Origin of the sequence: Bifidobacterium reuteri DSM 23975, from assembly GCF_000741695.1 — a bacterium.
Taxonomy (GTDB): Bacteria; Actinomycetota; Actinomycetes; order Actinomycetales; family Bifidobacteriaceae; genus Bifidobacterium; species Bifidobacterium reuteri.
Genome location: NZ_JGZK01000002.1, coordinates 162,397 through 183,256, shown reverse-complemented (window position 1 = coordinate 183,256; position 20,860 = coordinate 162,397). Strand labels below are relative to the sequence as shown.

The following is a 20,860-nucleotide window of genomic DNA, read 5'->3' as shown; positions in this document are numbered from 1 at the left end:
TCATGGCAGATTTTGCCAACTACGAACCGGGTGAATACGCGAAGGAGCACATCCGCATCACACCGACCAAGCTGGCCGATGGACGCGACTTCTTCTACCTCGACGATGATCCGGAGTACGTCTCCGGCAAGAAGACCCGCGAGCTGAACGATCCGCGTCCGCTGGACTACCGCTTCGCCCCGCACCTGGACGCCGACGGCAACGAAGTGCCGTACGCCGCCCCTCAGATGCGCCGCGACCCGCTGACCGGCGACTGGATCCCGATGGCCACCGCCCGCATGAACCGCCCGATCACCGCCGGCCCCGGCGCCACAGCCAAGGGCAACCCGCTGGCCGCCCGCAAGCCCGGCGACCCGTATCAGGACGGCGAGGTTCCGGACACCGACTACAACGTCGTGGTGTTCGAAAACCGCTTCCCCTCCATGGTGCGCGTGCCCGGAGAGGACGACTCCGTGAAGTTCGTGGACGGCAACCCGCTGTGGGAGCAGAAGCCCGCCGCCGGCCGCTGCGAAGTCATCTGCTTCGACCCGAACGAAACCGGTCTGCCGGCCGACCTTCCGGTCTCCCGTCTGCGCACGGTGGTGGAGGCTTGGGCCTTCCGCACCGCCGAAATCTCCAAGATGGACGGCATCGAGCAGATCTTCCCGTTCGAGAACCACGGTGCCGAAATCGGTGTCTCCCTGGCCCACCCGCACGGTCAGGTCTACTGCTACCCGTTCATCGCTCCGAAGATGGAGAAGGAACTGCAGCACACCGAGGCCTACCACGAGAAGACCGGCGGCAACCTGCTCAAGGACCTGATGAATGCCGAGATTGAGGCCGGCGAGCGCATCGTGATGCGCAACCACAGCTGGGTGGCCTACGTGCCGGCCGCCGCCCGCTGGCCCCTCGAGGTGCACGTGGCCCCGGTGCGCGACGTGCTCACCCTCGACCAGCTCGACGATCAGGAGCGTTGGGACCTGGCATCCATGTACTCCCACCTGCTCAAGCGCGGCAACGCGTTCTTCGACAAGGGCGACGGCAAGGGCATGGACCTGCCGTACATCTCCGCATGGCACCAGGCGCCGATCCACGACCCGCGGCGCGAGAACTACCGCTTGAACCTGCAGTTCTTCTCCTTCCGCCGCGCCGCCAACAAGATCAAGTACCTTGCCGGCTCCGAATCCGGCATGGCCGCCTGGATCTCTGACACCACCCCCGAACTCATCGCCAAGCGCTTCCACGAGCTCGGCGACGTGGACATCGCTGACTGAACCTTGTAACCATACGGCGGCTCCTCCGTATAGAGGGGCCGCCATATGTCTTCGCACTCTCATCACCATCAAGAAAGAACACCAATGACTGCTGTTGAATTTATTGAACCCATCGCCCATGAGGCAGGCGTGGCACAGGCCACCGAGCTGTTCGCCAAGACCTATGGCGGGCAGCCGGAGGGCGTCTGGGCCGCTCCGGGCCGCGTGAACCTCATCGGCGAGCACACCGATTACAACGCCGGCCTGTGCCTGCCGATCGCACTGCCGCATCGCACGTTCATCGCCCTGTCCCCGCGTGAGGACACCAAGGTGCGCGTCGTCTCCGACGTGGCTCCGGACAAGGTGGCCGAAGCCGACCTCGACGGACTCGAGGCCCGTGGCGTGGACGGATGGTCCGCCTACCCGACCGGCGTGGCATGGGCGCTGCGCGAGGCGGGCTTCGACAAGGTCAAGGGCTTTGACGCCGCATTCGTCTCCTGCGTGCCGCTGGGTTCCGGTCTGAGCTCCTCCGCCGCCATGACCTGCTCCACCGCGCTGGCACTGGATGACGTGTACGGCCTTGGCTATGGCGATTCCGACGCCGGCCGTGTGACCCTGATTAACGCCGCCATCAAGTCCGAGAACGAGATGGCAGGCGCCTCCACCGGCGGACTCGATCAGAACGCCTCGATGCGTTGCACCGCGGGCCATGCGCTGCTGCTTGACTGCCGTCCGGAGCTCACCCCGCTGGAGAACGTCTCCCAGCAGGAGTTCGATCTCGACAAGTACGGCCTTGAACTGCTCGTGGTCGACACCCAGGCCCCGCACCAGCTCAACGATGGCCAGTACGCCCAGCGCCGCGCCACCTGCGAGGAGGCCGCGAAGATCCTCGGCGTGGCCAACCTGCGCGTCGCTGCCGACGGCATCGCCAAGGCCGACGACCCGTTCCAGGCTCTGAAGGAGACGCTGGACGCGCTGCCGGACGAGACTATGAAGAAGCGTGTGCGTCACGTCGTCACCGAGATCGAGCGTGTGCGCTCCTTCGTGCGAGCCTTCGCCCAGGGTGACATCCAGGCCGCAGGCCGTCTGTTCAACGCCTCCCATGATTCGCTCGCCGCGGATTACGAGGTCACCGTGCCCGAGCTGGACATCGCCGTGGACGTGGCCCGCAAGAACGGCGCCTACGGTGCGCGCATGACCGGTGGCGGCTTCGGCGGCTCCATCATCGCGCTGGTCGACAAGGGCCGCAGCCACGAAGTCGCCCAGAAGATCGCCGACGAATTCGAGCACCAAGGCTTCCACGCGCCGCGCGCACTTGCCGCCTATGCGGCACCAAGCGCAAGTCGCGAAGCGTGACGCGACACGCGCGGTCGTACTTACGAAAAATCGAAAACCGTATTACGGTGACCCCTTGTTGTGAATAATCGCATGCCATCCGGCGTAATCCAAGCTGGATGGCATGCGATTTTTTGTTGCCGATCGTGACCCGGACGTTAGGGGTTCTCGGCACCCGCCAATGAAGTCGCACACCGTGGCCCCGCGGCGTTGACCGTCGGGGGGCGGCGGTGCGCGGCAGCATGCATGGGCGGGCGGCCGCGCGACGGCAACGACATCGATATGAAGAAGAGGATCCAGTTGTCCGATTACAAGACAACCGCGCTTAAGACAACCACACCTAAGGCGACCGCGCTTAATACAACCGAGCCCGAGCCCAAGACGACCGTACGTAAGAATCAATTGCTGGATGCGGCGTTCGTGCCGGAAAGGCCGCATCACATCGACCATCCGCACAAGGTCATGCTTGGCCTGTACATCAGCGTGTTCCTGGGCATGCTCTCGGAGACGTCCATGAACATCACCCTGCCCGACCTGATGACCGATTTCGGCGTCTCGTCCGGCACGGTGCAGTGGATGGTCGTCGGCTACATGCTCGCCATCGGTGTGGTGCTGCCGTGCGTGGGCTTTCTGCTGAAGTGGGTCAAGGCCAAGACGCTGGCGCTGTTCGCGCTCACCTGTTTCCTGATCGGCGCAATCGTATGCACCTTTGCCCCGACCTTCCCGATCCTGCTCGCCGGCCGTATCGCCCAAGGAATCAGCACCGGCATCGTGCTGCCCACCATGTATGCGGCCATCATGCGCGTGTTCCCGCCGCATAAGATCGGCGCGGCCAACGGCGTCGCCGGCTTGGTGATCATGTTCGCTCCGGTCATCGGCCCGACCATCGCGGGCGCCCTCATCGGAGCCCTGTCGTGGCGTGCGATCTTCGCGCTGTTCGCCGTGGTCGCCGTCATTGCCATCGTGTGCACGGCGCTGTTCTTCGTCACGCCGATCGAACGCACGCGGCCGTCCGTCGACGTGCTGTCCATCATCGCGTCCGCGCTCGGTTTCGGCTGCCTCGTCGCCGGTGTGAGCCTGATCAGCGACATGGGCTTCTCGCCGGTCGTGATCGGTCTGCTCATCGTAGGCGTGCTGGTGCTGGCGTTCTACGCGCATCGTCAGTTGACGATTGCATCGCCGCTGCTCGACCTGCATGCCCTCGGTATCGCGGCGTTCCGTGTACCGGCCGTCATGGTCAGCTGCTCGTTCGCCTGCACGCTGGCGTTCATGTACTTGGTGCCTCAGGAACTCCAGCGCGGTCTTGGACTGAGCTCCACGGTCGCCGGTCTGCTCATGCTGCCCGGTGGCGTCGTCAACGCGGTCTGCACGCTGATGGCCGGCCGACTCTTCGACCGTCACGGCGCAAGGCGGCTCGTATGGTTCGGCTCGGCGATGACTGTGATCGGTGGCGCGCTGTTCTTCGTCATCGGCACGGACTCGACTGCCGCACTGTTCATTGCGGCGCACATCATCGTAATGATCGGCATCCCGTTCATCCAGCAGTCCGCGCAATCCGCCGCGCTGAAATCGCTGCCTATGCACATGGCGGCGGACGGCAGCACGATCATGAACACCATGCAGCAGGTGTGCGGTGCCATCGCCACCGCAGTGGCCACCTGCCTGCTCGGCCTCGGCCAGGCGCAATACGTCGCGGCGGGTGGAGCCAACCCCGCCCAAGGTTTTGTGGACGGTTCCCGGTACGGATACGTGTTCGGTCTGGTGCTGGTGATCATGGCGCTGGCGTTCTCGTTCAGGCTTGCCGAGCATAATGATGAGCCGAAGCTGGTGCCGGTGCACGTGGACATCGAAAAGCTGGCCGCGTGACGCCGTCGCACGCCTTTTGGCGAGCGCTTCCCGATTCCCCATGAGTCACTATTTCCCATGATCCGCAATGAATGGGCCATGTGACGGCATGGACATTCCGGATGTTCGCGGCGGGTGTTTCCCTATACTGGAAACACCCGTTTTTTCGTCTTCGATCTGAATCAGGAGCGCCATGAACAAGGCCATCATCACCGTCGTCGGCCAGGACACCGTCGGCATCATCGCTCGAGTCTGCACTTACCTTTCCAACCACCATGTCAACGTGCTCGACATCTCGCAGACCATCATCGACGGTTTCTTCAACATGATGATGATCGTCGACTACTCCAATTCCGACAAGGAATTCAGCGCCATGGTGGGCAACCTTGAGGATCTCGGCGACGACATCGGCGTGCGTATCCGCTGCCAGCGCGAAGAGATCTTCACCAAGATGCACCGAATCTGATCGACGGCCTCGAAAGGAACACGCACCATGCTGAATATCATGGAGGTCCACGAGACCAATCAGATGATTGAGCAGGAGAAGCTCGACGTCCGCACCATCACGATGGGCATCTCACTGCTCGACTGCGCGGCTGGTACCGTGCAGGAGACCTGCGACAACATCTATCGCAAGATCACCACCTACGCCAAGGACCTCGTCTCCACCGGTCAGGCCATCGAACGCGACTACGGCATCCCGATTGTCAACAAACGCATCACCGTGACCCCTATTTCACTGGTCGGCGCGAGCTGCTGCAAGACCAGCGAGGACTTCGTCGCGATCGCCCACGCGCTCGACAAGGCGGCCAAGGAGGTCGGCGTCGACCTGATCGGCGGCTACTCCGCACTGGTCTCCAAGGCCATGACCCCGGCCGAGGAGCTGCTCATCAAATCCCTGCCGCAGGCCCTGTCCGAAACCGACATCGTCTGCTCCTCGGTGAACGTGGGCTCCACCAAGACCGGCATCGACATGAACGCGGTGGAGCTGCTCGGCCATATCATCAAGGACATCGCCGCGCGCACCGCTGACAACGACTCCTATGGCTGCGTGAAGTTCGTGGCCTTCTGCAACGTGCCCGACGACAACCCGTTCATGGCGGGCGGTTTCCACGGCGTCACCGAGGGCGACGCGGTGATCAACGTGGGCGTCTCCGGCCCCGGCGTGGTCTCCCGCGCGCTCGACGCCGCCAAAGGCAAGGACTTCGAGTTCCTGTGCGAGACCATCAAGCGCACCGCCTTCAAGATCACCCGTGTGGGCCAGCTCGTGGCCCAGGAGGCTTCGCGCAGGCTCGGCGTACCGTTCGGCATCATCGACCTTTCGCTGGCCCCGACCCCGGCCGTGGGCGATTCCGTGGGTGAAGTGCTGGAGAAGATCGGACTCGAGCAGGTGGGTGCTCCCGGCACCACCGCGGCGCTCGCCATGCTCAACGACCAGGTGAAGAAGGGCGGCATCATGGCGTCCAGCTATGTGGGCGGCCTGTCCGGTGCGTTCATCCCGGTATCCGAAGACAAGAACATGATCGATTCGGCGGCGTCCGGTTGCCTGACCATCGAAAAGCTCGAAGCCATGACCTGCGTATGCTCGGTGGGCCTCGACATGATCGCCATCCCCGGCGATACGTCCGCCGCCACCATCTCTGGTCTGATCGCCGACGAGGCCGCCATCGGTATGGTCAACCAGAAGACCACCGCCGTGCGCGTGATTCCGGTGGTTGGCAAGGGCGTGGGCGAGATGGCGAACTTCGGCGGCCTGATGGGATACGCGCCCATCATGCCGGTCAACCAGACCAGCTGCGAGGCGTTCGTGACCCGCGGCGGCCGCATCCCCGCCCCGATCCATAGCTTCAAGAACTGACGCTGCGGCGCGCCGCCGTCGGGCGCATCGCCGCGTACGCGCGCACGCACTACATGCGTCATATGCACAATCGTCCATTACGATGAACAACTTGACAATCATCTGCAAGATTGTTCATCGCAATGGACGATTTGGTAATAGTGAGTCGGAGCATCCTCACCGCGGGCGTCATATGTAGCATGTGAAGGCTGTTCCCCAGCGGGTTTGCAAGCCTCGGCAACAATGTACCGTGTGAATCGGCGGCGGTGCGACGCCTGACATGCGACTTGCTGTGCCGGGTTTGTTGCGGTTCGGTTGCCGATAATGCATATACGCTGTATAGGTTATATACCTGTAGTGGTAATACTCAAGGCTTTCGAGAACTATGGCGAAGAGCGAGACGATGAACATGTCTAAGACGGACCATGCGACTGGCGCGACCGGGCAACAGCCCAATATGGCAGAGGAGACGGTGGTGCTGCCGCCTGTTGGGGTGCAGGCCAATGCCGCCAATCCGAAGATCGATGCGCCCGGACCAATAGTCAAGTCTGTCATGGGACACGTGCGGAGCGAAGCCGAGTCGTCCGGCAAGCGCTCCGATGCACATTCCGATATGACCGCCGGCGAATCGGCGCGGACCTCGAATGACGCATCGGCATCGGGCTCGGCATCGGGGTCGGTATCGGATGCGGCATCAACATCGGATGCGCTTGCATCGGATGCTCAAGCCGCGGCCGCAACCGATACCCAAGCTACGGCCGCATCCACGATGTTCCCCTCGGATCTGGGCGATATCGATGGCGTGCCATGGGACATCGCACCGCTCGAATTCCCCTCAGCCACTGCCGATGACGAGCGGCCGGTCAGTCCGGCAAATGCAGCCGATACGGTTGATGCCGTCGATATCGATACAGGAACCATGCCGGCCCTTGCCATGCCTGATGCCGATGGAGACGGTTCCGCTGCCACTGCCATTGTGAACCCAGTGCATGCCGCTGCCGCTGATGATATGCCGCCGGCTCCTCCGGAAACGCAATCCGGGAATCGCCCGGTGCGCCGTATCGCCATTATCGCGGCAGTCGTTGCCGTCATCATCGCGTTGGCGGTTGGCGGATTCTTCTATTGGAGGTCTGCGGAACAGGATAAGGCACATTCCGCTGCATTCGCTGCCTGCAATGCATCCAATAGCAGCGTCGACGATGCCAAGGCATCCTTGACGAAGGCTTTGGACGGCAGCAAAAAGGCGCAGTCCGTGACGAGCTCCCAGGTTGCTGATGCGGCAACGGTCAGCAAGTTGAACAGCGCCGTCACATCCGCGCAGGATGCAGGCGATGCTTCTGAGTGCTCGGCTGATGCTTCCATTGCGCAATTGGAAAGCGCCACCGACAAGAACACCGTGCTGGCGTCCTCCTTGAAGAAGCACGCCGAGACGATTACCGCTGCCTCCAAGGCGGTCACTGAAAGTCAGGCCAAGAAGTCCATCGACGATGCCAAGCAGAAGCTCAGCGGCGAAGTCACCACCGCGCAGACCCTGCTCGATCAAAGCGCCGGCGCTGTGGCGGACGATGCGACGCGCACCGCATTGCAGGATGCCATCAGCGCCGCCAACACCGCACTTGGCAAGAGCGGAGTCACGGCAGACGAACTTGGCAAAGCGCTTACCGCATTGCAGGACGCCGAGAAGAACGTGCAGTCCTCCATGCAGGAGTATCAGACGCAGCAGACTCAGACCCAGCAAAACAGCAACGGTTATCTCGGCAACAATTCGTACTACGGCTATAACAACTATTACGGAACGAATTCGGGATCGAATAATAACGGTTCCGACAACACCGGCAATACCGGCAATGCCGGCACCGATAGCTCCGGCAACAATACCGCCGGCAACAACAATGGCGGGAATACGACCCCCACGCCAGATAATGGCGGCACGGATAATAACAGTTCCAACAACGCTGGGAACGCAGAGGGCGACAGCGGCAACGGTGCCGACAGCGGGAACTAGTGGTCTGTCTCGTAATTGGTTGAGTGGTGCTGGCCCCTCTGACGACTACCCCTCAGTCGGCTACGCCGACAGCTCGTCCTGCAATTTCGGACGCGCTACGCGCGCATTCAACTGGCTCGCCTGTCGGCTCGCACAGCACCTACAAACAGCTCCGTTGTTTGCTTCACGGTGCTGTCCTGACAAGGGGAGCCATACAAGCCGGTATCGGCCCCCTCTGACGAGGGGGCTGTCAGCGAAGCTGACTGGGGGAGAGAAAAAGCTGAAGCACTCAATTATTTAACAGACAGACCACTAGTATCCCGCGTCGTAATGGTGAAGTCGGAATTTGCCTAGCGTACGTGAGGTGGGGGTTGAGCGGCTCGGATCGGTACGAGCCGCCAGATGGTCACCTGCCGCCTTTGAACCCGAGCTGACGCCATGCCTCGTAGATGGCGATGGACGCGCAATTGGTGAGGTTCAGCGAGCGCAGGCTCGGACGCATCGGCAGCCGAACCTGCTCTGCTACATGCGGACCGGCCATGATGTCCATCGGATCGGGGATATCGCCCGGTTCCGGGCCGAACAGCAGGATGTCGGTCGGCCTGTATTCCACTTCGGTGTACAGTTTGGTCGCGTGGGCGGTGAACGCGATGATGCGCGAGTTTGGCATCGACTCCACCAGGTTCTCGAAGTTCGGGTGCAGCACCACATGTGCCATGTCATGATAATCAAGCCCTGCGCGGCGCAGCTTGGTGTCGCGCAGATTGAAGCCGAGCGGTTCCACCAGATGCAGGATCGTGCCGGTCACCGCGCACAGGCGGATCGCCGAACCGGTGTTGCCCGGGATGCGCGGGGAGTAGTAGCACAGATGCGGCGTCACGGTTTCCGCCTCGGCGGCCTTCTCGGCCGAAAGCATCGCATCCACCACGGAGATCGGATTGCCGTGCGCGTCGGTCACCAGCTCGTCCGGACCGTAGTTCGACTTGCGGTAGCCGTATTCGAACATCTTCTCGACCTTCGCCTCCGGATTTGACGGGCTGCTTGGGTCTGCGAAGGCGTCGGACGCCGCCGGACCGGGTGTTTGCGTATTTGTTGCTGCTTCGTTCGTCATAAATGCCAAGAGTAAGAACGATGAACGACACTTTGCGACATCCACGACACCTCGCCGCGGTGTTCCTGATCGTGACATGATCGCGCGCGACCACGTATCATTGTTCCGGCGACTGTTGAATTGATGTGGCTCTGATCAACACAGGAAGGTGACTCCTTGACTGAAAGCGGTGATATTGCCCTGCGTCTCGCCGCATGGTGGGAGGCCAATGCCCGAGATCTGCCGTGGCGATTCGGACGGGCCACACCGTGGGGCGTGCTGGTGAGCGAGGTCATGAGCCAGCAGACACAGATGAGCCGCGTGGTGCCATATTGGACGACGTGGATGGGGCGTTGGCCGGATGCGCGCTCGCTGGCCTCTGCACCCAAGGCGGACGTGATCACCGCATGGGGGCGTCTGGGCTACCCCCGCCGCGCGTTGCGATTGCAGGAATGCGCGCGTGTGGTGGCGGACGATTATGCCGACGAATTGCCGCATGACTATGATGCGTTGGTCGCTCTGCCGGGCATCGGAGACTATACGGCCTCTGCGGTGATGAGTTTCGCGTTCGGTGAGCGGATCGCGGTCATTGACACCAATATTCGCCGTGTGCTAAGCCGGGTGTTCCTTGGTGTGGAGTCGCGTGGGGGAGCGGCAAGCCCGGTCGAACGTGCGCTGGCCAATCGGCTCTTGCCCGACGATGGGTTCACTGATATGGCCGATATGGTGGTCCGTGGCTCAGGTGCCGTAGAAGATGCTGGAGATGCGGGAGATGCGAAGGGCATGAACAACAAGGCCCGGTCCGGCAGGCGCCCACGTGCGCGCAGACGCGAGCGCCCGTCGGTCGTGTGGAACCAGTCGGTGATGGAATTGGGCGCGGTGGTCTGCACGGCGAAATCACCGCTATGCGAGGCATGTCCTATTGCCGATGACTGCGCATTCCTGAAAGCCGGGAGACCCGGGTTGGGGGAGCGGCGCACCCGTCCGCGTCAACGGTTCCAGGGCACCGATCGGCAGGTTCGGGGGATGGTGTTGGAGGCATTGCGTGCGCTGCCGGCGAATGCCGTGCTGGCGCGGAACGAGGTGGCCGGCCTGTGGAAGGATCACGTGCAACTCGATGCCTGCATCGCCAGCCTTGACGATGATGGTCTTGTCGAGATGCTGCCTGACGGCTCGTTGCGCCTTCCTCGCTGATTACACTGGATGTTGTTATGGTTCAGCAGGTGAAGAAGCGCAAACGCAAGCGCAAGATCAGCAAGAAGCAGCAGGCGATTTATCGGCGCAGGCGGATCATGGTCGCCGTCATTCTGGTGTTGCTGCTGGCGCTGATCGTATTCTGCGTCTACAGCATCGGCCGTGGCGTCGGTGCGGTGAACACGCTGATTCACCATGACGAGGTGTACGCGATCTCCCGCGACGCCACGCCGATTCCGAAGAGCACGTCAAAGGTGAAGAAATGCTCCGCCAATGATCTGACATTGCAGCTGAGTTCGAAGTCGCAGTCCGTGGGCGTGGGCGGTTCGTTGGAATTCACCGCGACGATCGTGCACGAGGGCTCCGGCAGCTGCTTGGTGGATGGATCGGATGGCGGACGGGTGCTGACGATTACGTCCGGCACGGAGACCATATACAAGTCCGATCTGTGCTCGTCCGGCTCCCGATGGTTGCTGATGGCCAAGGGCGACAAGGACGAGCAGACGCTCACATGGAATACGGATTTCAACGCCACGCTGACGGAATGCACGGACGAGGCGAGCTGGCCCAAAGTGAATGCCGGCACGTACATCGCGCAGATCGCGTTGAAGGACGCCCCGAAGGCGAAAAGCGATCCGGTGACGTTTACAGTGGAATAGGCAAGTGCGGAGAAGCCGGGATTGTTATCGGCATGTGCAATTCGGGCAAGATGCTTCCCAGAATGGTATTCTGCGTTCTCCTGCCCCGCGGACTGCGGGAGTGATTCGATGTGATGAATCTGATTGTCGAATTCCCTGCAGTTGCGGGGTTGGCTTTAATAATCAAGACAGTGTAAAGAAGATGTGATGTATATATAGTTTTATATCTAACACATATCGTGATATCTGTTATTACATAGGAGTGAGCATGACACATCAGCCATTAGCGCCTATCCCCGTTCCTCCTATGGGTAAAGAATCGCATCTCTGGCATCCGGACAGCGATTCATATCTTTCCCGGTCTGAGCGAATGAGGGAAACCGGGGAGTATTGGTCAGCTGTTCCTCCGAAGATCGCCGATCTATCCATCGCCGTGCCGGCAGACGTCAGTGCGACATTGGAAGAATCCGCCCGTGCGTTGGGTGAGCTTGATGCTTACGCTGGTGCCAAATTCGGCATGAAAAGCCGCGTTCTTGGCCCGATGTCGTCGATTCTGCTTCGGACTGAATCCACATCATCCTCTCAGATTGAGAATCTTACAGTTGGGGCTAAAAACCTTGCGTTGCAGGAGTTGGGGGAGGGTAAGGGCGGCAATGCTGCGGTTGTGGTGGGCAATGTGCATGCCATGGAGTCCGCGCTGGCGTTGTCGGAGACATTTGACAAGCAGCATCTGCTCAGTATGCATAAGGCGCTACTGTCTGCACAGCCTGAATTACAGGCTTATGCGGGGCGTTTCCGTGATCAACTTGTGTGGGTCGGGGGAAGTTCGTCCGGCCCGGTGCATGCACGGCATGTCGGTCCTCAGCCCAATCTTGTTGAACCGTTGATTGACGATATGCTGGCGTATTTGCAACGTGACGACCTTCCGGTGATTCTGCAATGCGCAATCGCGCACGCCCAATTCGAGACCATTCATCCGTTCGTGGACGGCAATGGCAGAGTCGGTCGCGCATTGGTGCATGCGGTATTGCGGAACAAAGGATTGATTCGAAACGTGACGCCGCCAGTGTCGGCGGGTCTGTTAACGGACACGAGAGGATATTTCGATGCTTTGATGGCATATCGCAGAGGTGATGCCAGACCTATTGTCGAATGCCTTGCATACGCCTGCCGTTATGCGTCAGCTACCGGTATCCAATTGATTGAAGCATTGGATGAGCAGCTGGAACAAGCGCGAGAAAAACTGTCGGGGGTGCGAAGAGATGCAGCGGCATGGAAAGTGCTGCCGATTCTTATCGAACAGCCGATTATCAATCAGGAGTATTTGACGTCGCATCTCGGCTTGGGAATGATGACGGCTCACCGGGCTGTCGACACATTGGAAGAACGGGGAGTTCTTGACCGGATTACGGGAGGACGACGCAACAAGGTGTGGATTCACCGTGGCGTCCTGCAAGTCTTGGACGAGTATGCCGCCCAGCTGAGGAGGCGATAGCAGTGGGTGCTGATGCGCATTTTCCGATTGGGCTTTCTGAAATGACCGCTCGAGCCGCTTGAGCGCTGTCCATTTGGGCGAAAAAGCGTATATCGAAACTCCGGGGATGAACCCGAGGATGAACATTCTATGGAATGATCAGTGAGCCGAAAAAATGTGGCGAACAGAAGGCGAAAGCTTGTCCGCGCAAGACAGGCACAAAGATAGTGGTTTTGTCAGCGCTTACTGCTATTCTTTGGAATTTGCATAAGGTGTGTCATATTGCGGGCATGCCGACGACAATGAAGCGCCCGCAGAGGCATATGGTGGCCATGCGCGCGCTCCCAGGGGAATTACCACTTTTTTAGCGAGCGATAAGGAACGTCCATTGGCTAACACAGCTACGACGAACACCACTACCATCATCGCACGCGCCGACCAGCATGACATTGATCTGCACAAGGCGTCGGATCGCGTGAATTTCGGCTCCATCAAAGAGCCTATTGATGTACCCTATCTGCTGGGCGTGCAGACCGACAGCTTCGACTGGCTGATCGGCAATGAGCGCTGGAAGAAGCGCGTCGAAGAGGATGAGGCGAACGGCACCAACACCGTCGCCCATACTTCCGGGCTCGATGAGGTCTTCAACGAAATCTCCCCGATCGAGAACTTCGCGCAGACCATGTCCCTGACCTTCTCCGACCCGTACTTCGAGGAGCCGCGCCACACGGTTCAGGAGTGCAAGGAGAAGGACTACACCTATTCCGCGCCGCTGTACGTGAACGCCGAGTTCGAGAACGGCGACACCGGCGAGATCAAGTCGCAGACCGTGTTCATGGGTGATTTCCCGCTGCAGACCCCGCACGGCACGTTCATCATCGGCGGCACAGAGCGAGTCATCGTCTCCCAGCTGGTGCGTTCTCCCGGCGTGTACTTCGACCGTCAGCAGGACCGTACTTCCGATAAGGAAGTCTTCGGCGCCAAGATCATCCCGTCCCGTGGCGCATGGCTCGAGTTCGAGGTCGACAAGAGGGATCAGCCGCAGGTTCGCGTGGACCGTAAGCGCAAGCAGTCCGCCATCGTATTCCTCATGGCCATCGGCATGACCAAGCCCGAGATCGCCGAAGCCTTCAAGGATTATCCGCTGGTGCTGGATGCTCTCCAGCGAGAGACCCTGGAAACCCAGGACGAGGCTCTGGTGGACCTGTACCGCAAGATCCGTCCGGCCGACACCCCGACTCCGGAAGCCGGCAAGAACCTGCTGGATTCCTTCTACTTCAACACCAAGCGCTACGACCTGGCCCGCGTGGGCCGCTACAAGATCAACCGCAAGCTTGGTCTTGAGGCCGATTTCAATGACCGCTCCCTGCACCGGGAGGACATCATCGCCACCATCAAGTACCTGGTGGCCCTGCACGACGGCGCCAAGACCTTCGCCGGCAAGCGCAATGGCGAGGACATCGACCTGCGCGTGGACGTGGATGATATCGATCATTTCGGCAACCGTCGTATCCGTCAGGTCGGCGAGCTGATTCAGAACCAGCTGCGCACCGGCCTGAGCCGTATGGAGCGCGTGGTACGCGAGCGCATGACCACTCAGGACGCCGAGGCCATCACCCCGCAGTCCCTGATCAACATCCGCCCGGTGAACGCCACCATCAAGGAGTTCTTCGGCACCTCCCAGCTCTCCCAGTTCATGGATCAGAACAACCCGCTCTCCGGTGTGACGAACAAGCGTCGTCTCTCCGCCCTGGGCCCCGGTGGTCTGTCCCGTGACCGCGCCTCCATGGAAGTGCGAGACGTGCACCCCTCCCACTTCGGCCGTATGTGCCCGATTGAATCCCCTGAAGGCCCGAACATCGGTCTGATCGGTTCTCTGGCTACCTTCGGCCGTGTGAACCCGTTCGGCTTCATCGAGACCCCGTACCGTAAGGTCGTCGACGGCCACGTGACCGACGAGGTCGAGTACATGACCGCAGACCGCGATCTGGATCATGTCATCGCCCAGGCCAACCAGGAGCTCGACGAGAACGGCAACTTCGTGCAGAAGTCCGCTCTTGCCCGAGTCGGCGAGGAAGAGGCAGTCGATGTGCCGGTGAGCTCCGTCGATTACATGGACGTCTCACCGCGCCAGATGGTCTCCCTCGGTGCCTCCCTGATCCCGTTCTTGGAGCACGATGAGGGCCACCGTGCACTGATGGGTACCAACATGCAGCGTCAGGCCGTGCCGCTGATCGAATCCGAGCGCCCGCTGGTGGGCACCGGTTCCGAATGGCGCGCCGCCAACGATTCCGGCGATGTGATCAAGTCCGACAAGGACGGCGTGGTGACCTACGTCTCCGCTGATCTGATCCGCGTGATGAACGACGATGGCACCACCAGCTCCTACAAGCTGGCCAAGTTCCAGCGCTCCAACCAGACCACCTGCTACAACCAGCGCCCGATTGTGCATGATGGCGAGCGAGTGGAGGCCGGCTCGGTCATGGCCGATGGCCCCGCGATCCAGAACGGCGACCTGGCTCTGGGCAAGAACCTGCTCATCGCCTTCATGCCTTGGAACGGCTACAACTACGAGGACGCCGTGATCATCTCCCAGCGCCTCGTGCAGGACGACACGCTCTCCTCCATCCACATCGAGGAGTACGAGATCGACGCACGTGAGACCAAGCTCGGTGCCGAAGAGATCACCCGCGACCTGCCGAACGTCGGCGAGGACGCCGTGGCCAACCTCGACGAGCGCGGCATCATCCGCATCGGCGCCGAAGTCGAGGCCGGCGACATCCTGGTCGGCAAGGTGACCCCGAAGGGCGAGACCGAGCTGACCCCGGAGGAGCGACTGCTGCGCGCCATCTTCGGCGAGAAGTCCCGCGAGGTGCGCGACACCTCCCTGCGCGTGCCCCACGGCGAGACCGGTACCGTCATCGGCGTCAAGGAGATCACCCGCGAGGATGCCGAGGAGGACGGCGACGAGCTGCCCAACGGCGTGAACCAGATGATCCGCGTCTACATCGCCCAGCACCGTAAGATCACGGTGGGCGACAAGCTCTCCGGCCGCCACGGCAACAAGGGCTGCATCTCCCGCATCCTGCCCGAAGAGGACATGCCATTCCTCGCCGACGGTACCCCGGTGGACATCATGCTGAACCCGCTGGGCGTGCCTTCTCGAATGAATCTGGGCCAGGTGCTCGAACTGCACCTCGGCTGGATCGCCCACGCCGGCTGGGACATCTCCCTCGACCCGAACCTGGAAGCCGAATGGAAGAAGCTGGTGCCGGCAGGCGCCGAGAAGGCCGAACCGGGCACCCCGGTGGCCACCCCGGTGTTCGACGGCGTCAAGCCGGAAGTGCTCAAGGGCCTGCTGTCCACCACGCTGCCGAACCGCGACGGCGACCGCCTCGTGGGCCCCGACGGCAAGGCGACCCTGTTCGACGGCCGTACCGGCGAACCGTACACCAAGCAGATCTCCGTCGGCTACATGTACATGCTGAAGCTGCACCACCTGGTCGACGACAAGATCCACGCACGCTCCACCGGTCCGTACTCCATGATCACCCAGCAGCCGCTTGGTGGCAAGGCCCAGTTCGGTGGCCAGCGCTTCGGCGAGATGGAGGTGTGGGCCCTTGAGGCCTACGGTGCCGCCTACACGCTGCACGAGATGATGACCACCAAGTCCGATGACGTCGACGGCCGTGTGCGTGTCTATGGCGCCATCGTCAAGGGTGATAACCTGCCGCCGGCAGGCATCCCTGAGTCCTTCAAGGTGCTCCTGAAGGAAATGCAGTCCCTGTCCCTCAACGTCGAAGTGCTCAACGCCGAAGGCGTGGCCATCGACATGAAGGACGAGGAAGACGATCCGGTGAGCTCCACCGACGACCTGGGCTTCAACATCGGCGCCCGCCCGGACGCGGCCGCCAAGGAAGACCAGAAGGTCGACGAGCCCGAATACCAGTGATCCCACGGGCCGCATGCCCGATTACGATGCCCCCGGCATCGGCCGGTCTCAACGGTATGAGACCGGCCCCGGGGCAGCCCGATCGATATGCGGCTCCACACAGCGTGAACGAAACATTTTCAACAAGGAACGGATTTATAAGTGCTGGACGTCAACGCATTTGACAAGCTTCGCATCGGCCTGGCCACTGCAGACGATATCCGCGGCTGGAGCCACGGCGAGGTCAAGAAGCCTGAAACCATCAATTACCGTACTCTGAAGCCCGAGAAGGACGGTCTGTTCGGTGAGCAGATCTTCGGTCCGACCCGCGACTGGGAGTGCGCCTGCGGCAAGTACAAGCGTGTGCGCTTCAAGGGCATCGTCTGCGAGCGTTGCGGCGTCGAAGTGACCCGCAGCCGCGTGCGCCGTGAACGCATGGGCCACATCGAGCTGGCCGCACCCGTGACTCACATCTGGTTCTTCAAGGGTGTGCCTTCCCGTCTCGGCTACCTGCTGAACGTCACCCCGAAGGATCTGGAGCGCGTCATCTACTTCGCCTCCTACATGGTCACCGAAGTGAACGATGAGGAACGCCACAACGACCTGCCCGGCCTGCAGGACGAGTTCGACTCCGAGATCTCCCGTCTCGAGCAGCGTCGTGACGCCGATATCGAAGCCCGCGCCAAGAAGGTGGAGGAGGATCTCGCCGCTCTCGAGGAGGCTGGCGAGGCCAAGGGCCCGGCCCGCGCCAAGCTGCGCAACGGAGCCGAGCGCGACATGGCAGCCATTCGCACCCGTTACAACGACCAGATCGCCCGCGTGGACGCCGTCTTCGACAAGTTCAAGAAGCTCAAGCCCGGCGACATGGTCGATGACGTCGATCTGTGGCGTGAGATGCAGGATCGCTACGGCGACTACTTCGACGGCTGCATGGGCGCCGAGGCCATCAAGAAGCGCCTGCAGTCCCTCGACCTCGAAGCCATCTCCAAGGAGCTGCGCGAGGAGATCAAGGACGCTTCCGAACAGCGTAAGACCAAGGCGCTGAAGCGCCTGAAGGTCGTCAACGCCTTCCTGACCACCGGCAACAAGCCGGAGGCCATGGTGCTCGACGTGATCCCGGTCATCCCGCCGGATCTGCGGCCGATGGTCCAGCTCGACGGTGGCCGTTTCGCCACCTCCGATCTGAACGACCTGTACCGTCGTGTGATCAACCGCAACAACCGTCTGAAGCGACTGATCGAGCTCGGCGCCCCCGAGATCATGCTCAACAACGAGAAGCGCATGCTTCAGGAGGCCGTCGACTCGCTGTTCGACAACGGTCGTCGTGGCCGCCCTGTCACCGGTGCGTCCAACCGCCCGCTCAAGTCCCTGTCCGACATGCTCAAGGGTAAGCAGGGTCGTTTCCGCCAGAACCTGCTCGGTAAGCGAGTCGACTACTCCGGCCGTTCCGTGATCGTGGTCGGCCCGTCCCTGCGTATGCACCAGTGCGGTCTGCCGAAGCCGATGGCCCTCGAGCTGTTCAAGCCGTTCGTCATCAAGCGCCTCGTCGACCTGAACTATGCACAGAACATGAAGTCCGCCAAGCGTCTGGTCGACCGCGGCGACTCCGAGGTGTGGGGCGTGCTCGAAGAGGTCATCTCCGAGCATCCGGTGCTCCTCAACCGTGCACCTACGCTGCACCGTCTGGGCATTCAGGCCTTCGAACCGATCCTGGTGGAAGGCAAGGCCATCCACCTGCCGCCTCTGGCCTGCGCCGCCTTCAACGCCGACTTCGATGGCGACCAGATGGCAGTCCACCTGCCACTGTCCGCCGAAGCCCAGGCTGAGGCACGCTCCCTGATGATGGCCTCCGACAACATCCTGAAGCCGGCCGACGGCCACACCGTGACCATGCCGTCCCAGGATATGATCCTCGGTCTGTACTACCTGTCCACCGTCATCGACGGTGCCAAGGGCCAGGGCCGCGTGTTCTCCTCCCTCGAGGAGGCCGAGATGGCTCTCGACCGTCACGAGATCGACATGCAGGCCAAGGTGCTTATCCGCCTGCCCAAGACCTTCACCCTCCCGAAGAACTGGGAGCCCGGCGAAGTCAAGGTGGTCGACCCGCGCGACGGCGAGACCGGCGTGGCCAAGGAAGAGCGTCTGCACGACGGCACCGTCCTGTTCGCGACCTCATATGGCCGCATCCTGTTCAACGAGACGCTGCCGACCGACTATCCGTTCGTCAACGAGCAGGTGGCCAAGGGTCGCCTGTCCAAGATCGTCGATGACATCGCCATGCGTTACTCCACCCAGCAGGTGGCTGCGACGCTGGACGCCCTGAAGGACCTCGGCTTCACCCGCGCCCCGTGGTCCGGCGTGTCCTTCGCCTTCTCCGACGTGAACGAGCCGCCTGAGCGCGACCAGAAGATCGCCGAGTTCGAAGCCAAGGCCGACAAGGTCAATGCCAACTACGAGATGGGTCTGCTGACCGAGGAGGCCCGCCGTCAGGAGCTCATCGACCTGTGGACCGAATGCACCGCCGAGGTGTCCAAGGAAGTCGAAGACAAGTTCGACCCGACCTCCAACCTGGCCATCATCGTGCAGTCCGGTGCACGAGGCAACATGATGCAGATCAACCAGATCGCAGGCATGCGTGGCCTCGTGGCCAACCCGAAGGGCGAGATCATTCCTCGTCCTGTGAAGTCCAACTACCGTGACGGCCTGTCCGTGCTGGAGTACTTCATCTCCCAGCACGGCGCGCGTAAGGGTCTGGCCGATACCGCACTGCGTACCGCAGAATCCGGTTACCTGACCCGTCGTCTGGTGGATGTCTCCCAGGACGTCATCGTCCGCGAAGAGGACTGCGGCACCAAGGCCGGCCTCATGATCCGCGTGGCCGACCGCGACGCCGACGGCAACTTGAACCTCGTCAAGGCCGCCGACGGTGGCCCGTACTCCCGTCTGCTCGCCGCCGATGTCATCGACCCGGCCGACGGCAAGACCGTGCTGTACAAGCGTGACGACGCCCTGTCCATGGACGTGCTCAACGACCTCGTGGCCCACGGTGTGGAAGAGGTCAAGTGCCGTTCCGTGCTGACCTGCGAATCCAAGCGTGGTGTGTGCTCCAAGTGCTATGGCTGGTCCCTGGCCACCAACACTCTGGTCGATGTCGGCGAAACCGTCGGTATCGTCGCCGCCCAGTCCATCGGCGAGCCTGGTACCCAGCTGACGCTGCGTTCCTTCCACTCCGGTGGCGTCGCCGCAGCATCCGATATCACGCAGGGTCTTCCTCGTGTCACCGAGCTTTTCGAAGCCCGTACCCCGAAGGGTGAGGCTCCGATCACCGAGTTCGCCGGCACCATCAAGATCATGGAGAACGATCGCGGTCGCCAGATCATCCTGACCCCGGACGCCGATTCTGGCGCACCGAAGGAAGACGGCGTGATCAAGCCGATCACCTACCAGGTCTCCAAGCGCGTTCCGCTCAAGGTGGCCGATGGCGATCACATCAAGGTCGGCACCCAGCTGGTCGAAGGTTCCGTGGATCCGAAGAAGATCCTCACCATCCTCGGCAAGCGCGCCGCTCAGGTCAACATCGTGGAGGAAGTGCACACCGTGTACCGCTCCCAGGGTGTGGACATCCACGACAAGCACATCGAGGTCATCGTGCACCAGATGACCCGTCGCGTGACCATCATCGACTCCGGCGACACCGACCTGCTGCCGGGCGAGCTGGTGGACAACGCTCGCTTCCGCGAGATCAACCGCAACGTGGTCAAGAACGGTGGCAAGCCTGCGGTCGGCCGTCCTGCCCTGATGGGTATCACCAAGGCATCCTTGGCCACCGATTCCTGGCTGTCCGCCGCCTCCTTCCAGGAGACCACCCGCGTGCTTACCGAAGCCGCGCTCTCCGAGAAGGTCGATGACCTCAAGGGCCTCAAGGAGAACGTCATCATCGGTAAGCTCATCCCGGCCGGTACGGGTCTTGCCCGTTACCGCAACGCTGTGGTGGAGCCTGACAAGGCCATCCGCGACACCATCTACCCGAACTTCGGTCTGGGTGGTGACAACGATCTCGGCGATGCGAGCTTCTCCGACTCCGATCTGTCCGATCTGAACTTCTCCAACTTGGAGTTCGGTGATCTGAAGCTCGGTGACGACTTCAACCCTGACGATTTCTACTCCGATCAGGGCGATTTGACTGACGGTGATGATGCGCAGCAGTGAGCGCTGATTGACCGATGACAGGTCGATGACGGGTGTCGGGCGTTTGCCTGGCACCCGTCATTTGTTAGCGAGACAGACCACTAGGGTTTGT

Annotated in this window: 12 protein-coding genes; 11 read left to right on the top strand and 1 reads right to left on the bottom strand. The window is 61.6% G+C overall.

What is annotated here, in order from left to right; translation table 11 throughout:
• The first annotated feature begins 2 nt into the window (after nucleotides 1-2).
• The 6 genes from galT to BREU_RS11150 all read left to right on the top strand — a co-directional run bounded on the left by galT (nucleotide 3) and on the right by BREU_RS11150 (nucleotide 8,254).
• A complete protein-coding gene (gene galT / locus BREU_RS02190) occupies nucleotides 3-1,253 on the top strand; it encodes a galactose-1-phosphate uridylyltransferase (RefSeq protein ID WP_044090130.1) in 1,251 nt (416 codons plus the stop codon).
• A gap of 84 nt (nucleotides 1,254-1,337) precedes the next feature.
• Complete coding sequence (gene galK / locus BREU_RS02185) at nucleotides 1,338-2,588, top strand: galactokinase (protein WP_044090094.1); 1,251 nt, start codon at nucleotides 1,338-1,340, stop codon at nucleotides 2,586-2,588.
• A 261-nt stretch (nucleotides 2,589-2,849) separates the two neighbouring features.
• Nucleotides 2,850-4,433: a DHA2 family efflux MFS transporter permease subunit gene (locus tag BREU_RS02180; RefSeq protein ID WP_081886510.1), complete on the top strand. Its 1,584-nt coding sequence runs from the start codon at nucleotides 2,850-2,852 to the stop codon at nucleotides 4,431-4,433.
• A gap of 172 nt (nucleotides 4,434-4,605) precedes the next feature.
• Nucleotides 4,606-4,878, top strand: a complete 273-nt coding sequence (locus BREU_RS02175) for an ACT domain-containing protein (protein WP_043165110.1) — start codon at nucleotides 4,606-4,608, stop codon at nucleotides 4,876-4,878.
• Nucleotides 4,879-4,905: 27 nt separating this feature from the next.
• A complete protein-coding gene (locus tag BREU_RS02170) occupies nucleotides 4,906-6,270 on the top strand; it encodes a PFL family protein (protein WP_044090096.1) in 1,365 nt (454 codons plus the stop codon).
• 364 nt (nucleotides 6,271-6,634) lie between these two features.
• Nucleotides 6,635-8,254 carry a hypothetical protein gene (locus BREU_RS11150; protein WP_052381986.1) on the top strand — a complete coding sequence of 540 codons (1,620 nt, stop codon included), beginning with the start codon at nucleotides 6,635-6,637 and terminating at the stop codon, nucleotides 8,252-8,254.
• Between the two features lie 385 nt (nucleotides 8,255-8,639).
• On the opposite strand, the gene BREU_RS02160 is transcribed toward BREU_RS11150, so the two are convergent.
• Nucleotides 8,640-9,344: a tRNA (cytidine(34)-2'-O)-methyltransferase gene (locus BREU_RS02160; protein ID WP_081886492.1), complete on the bottom strand. Its 705-nt coding sequence runs from the start codon at nucleotides 9,342-9,344 to the stop codon at nucleotides 8,640-8,642.
• A gap of 156 nt (nucleotides 9,345-9,500) precedes the next feature.
• On the opposite strand from BREU_RS02160, the gene BREU_RS02155 reads away from it, so the two are divergent.
• From BREU_RS02155 to BREU_RS02135, 5 genes are all read left to right on the top strand, one after another.
• Nucleotides 9,501-10,517, top strand: coding sequence for an HhH-GPD family protein (locus BREU_RS02155; RefSeq protein ID WP_044090098.1), 1,017 nt, complete (start codon nucleotides 9,501-9,503; stop codon nucleotides 10,515-10,517).
• Between the two features lie 17 nt (nucleotides 10,518-10,534).
• Nucleotides 10,535-11,176, top strand: a complete 642-nt coding sequence (locus BREU_RS02150; protein WP_044090100.1) for a hypothetical protein — start codon at nucleotides 10,535-10,537, stop codon at nucleotides 11,174-11,176.
• A 247-nt stretch (nucleotides 11,177-11,423) separates the two neighbouring features.
• Nucleotides 11,424-12,650, top strand: coding sequence for a Fic family protein (locus BREU_RS02145; protein WP_044090101.1), 1,227 nt, complete (start codon nucleotides 11,424-11,426; stop codon nucleotides 12,648-12,650).
• Nucleotides 12,651-13,017: 367 nt separating this feature from the next.
• Complete coding sequence (gene rpoB / locus BREU_RS02140) at nucleotides 13,018-16,581, top strand: DNA-directed RNA polymerase subunit beta (protein ID WP_044090102.1); 3,564 nt, start codon at nucleotides 13,018-13,020, stop codon at nucleotides 16,579-16,581.
• Between the two features lie 141 nt (nucleotides 16,582-16,722).
• Complete coding sequence (locus BREU_RS02135) at nucleotides 16,723-20,769, top strand: DNA-directed RNA polymerase subunit beta' (RefSeq protein WP_044090103.1); 4,047 nt, start codon at nucleotides 16,723-16,725, stop codon at nucleotides 20,767-20,769.
• Nucleotides 20,770-20,860: the final 91 nt, after the last annotated feature.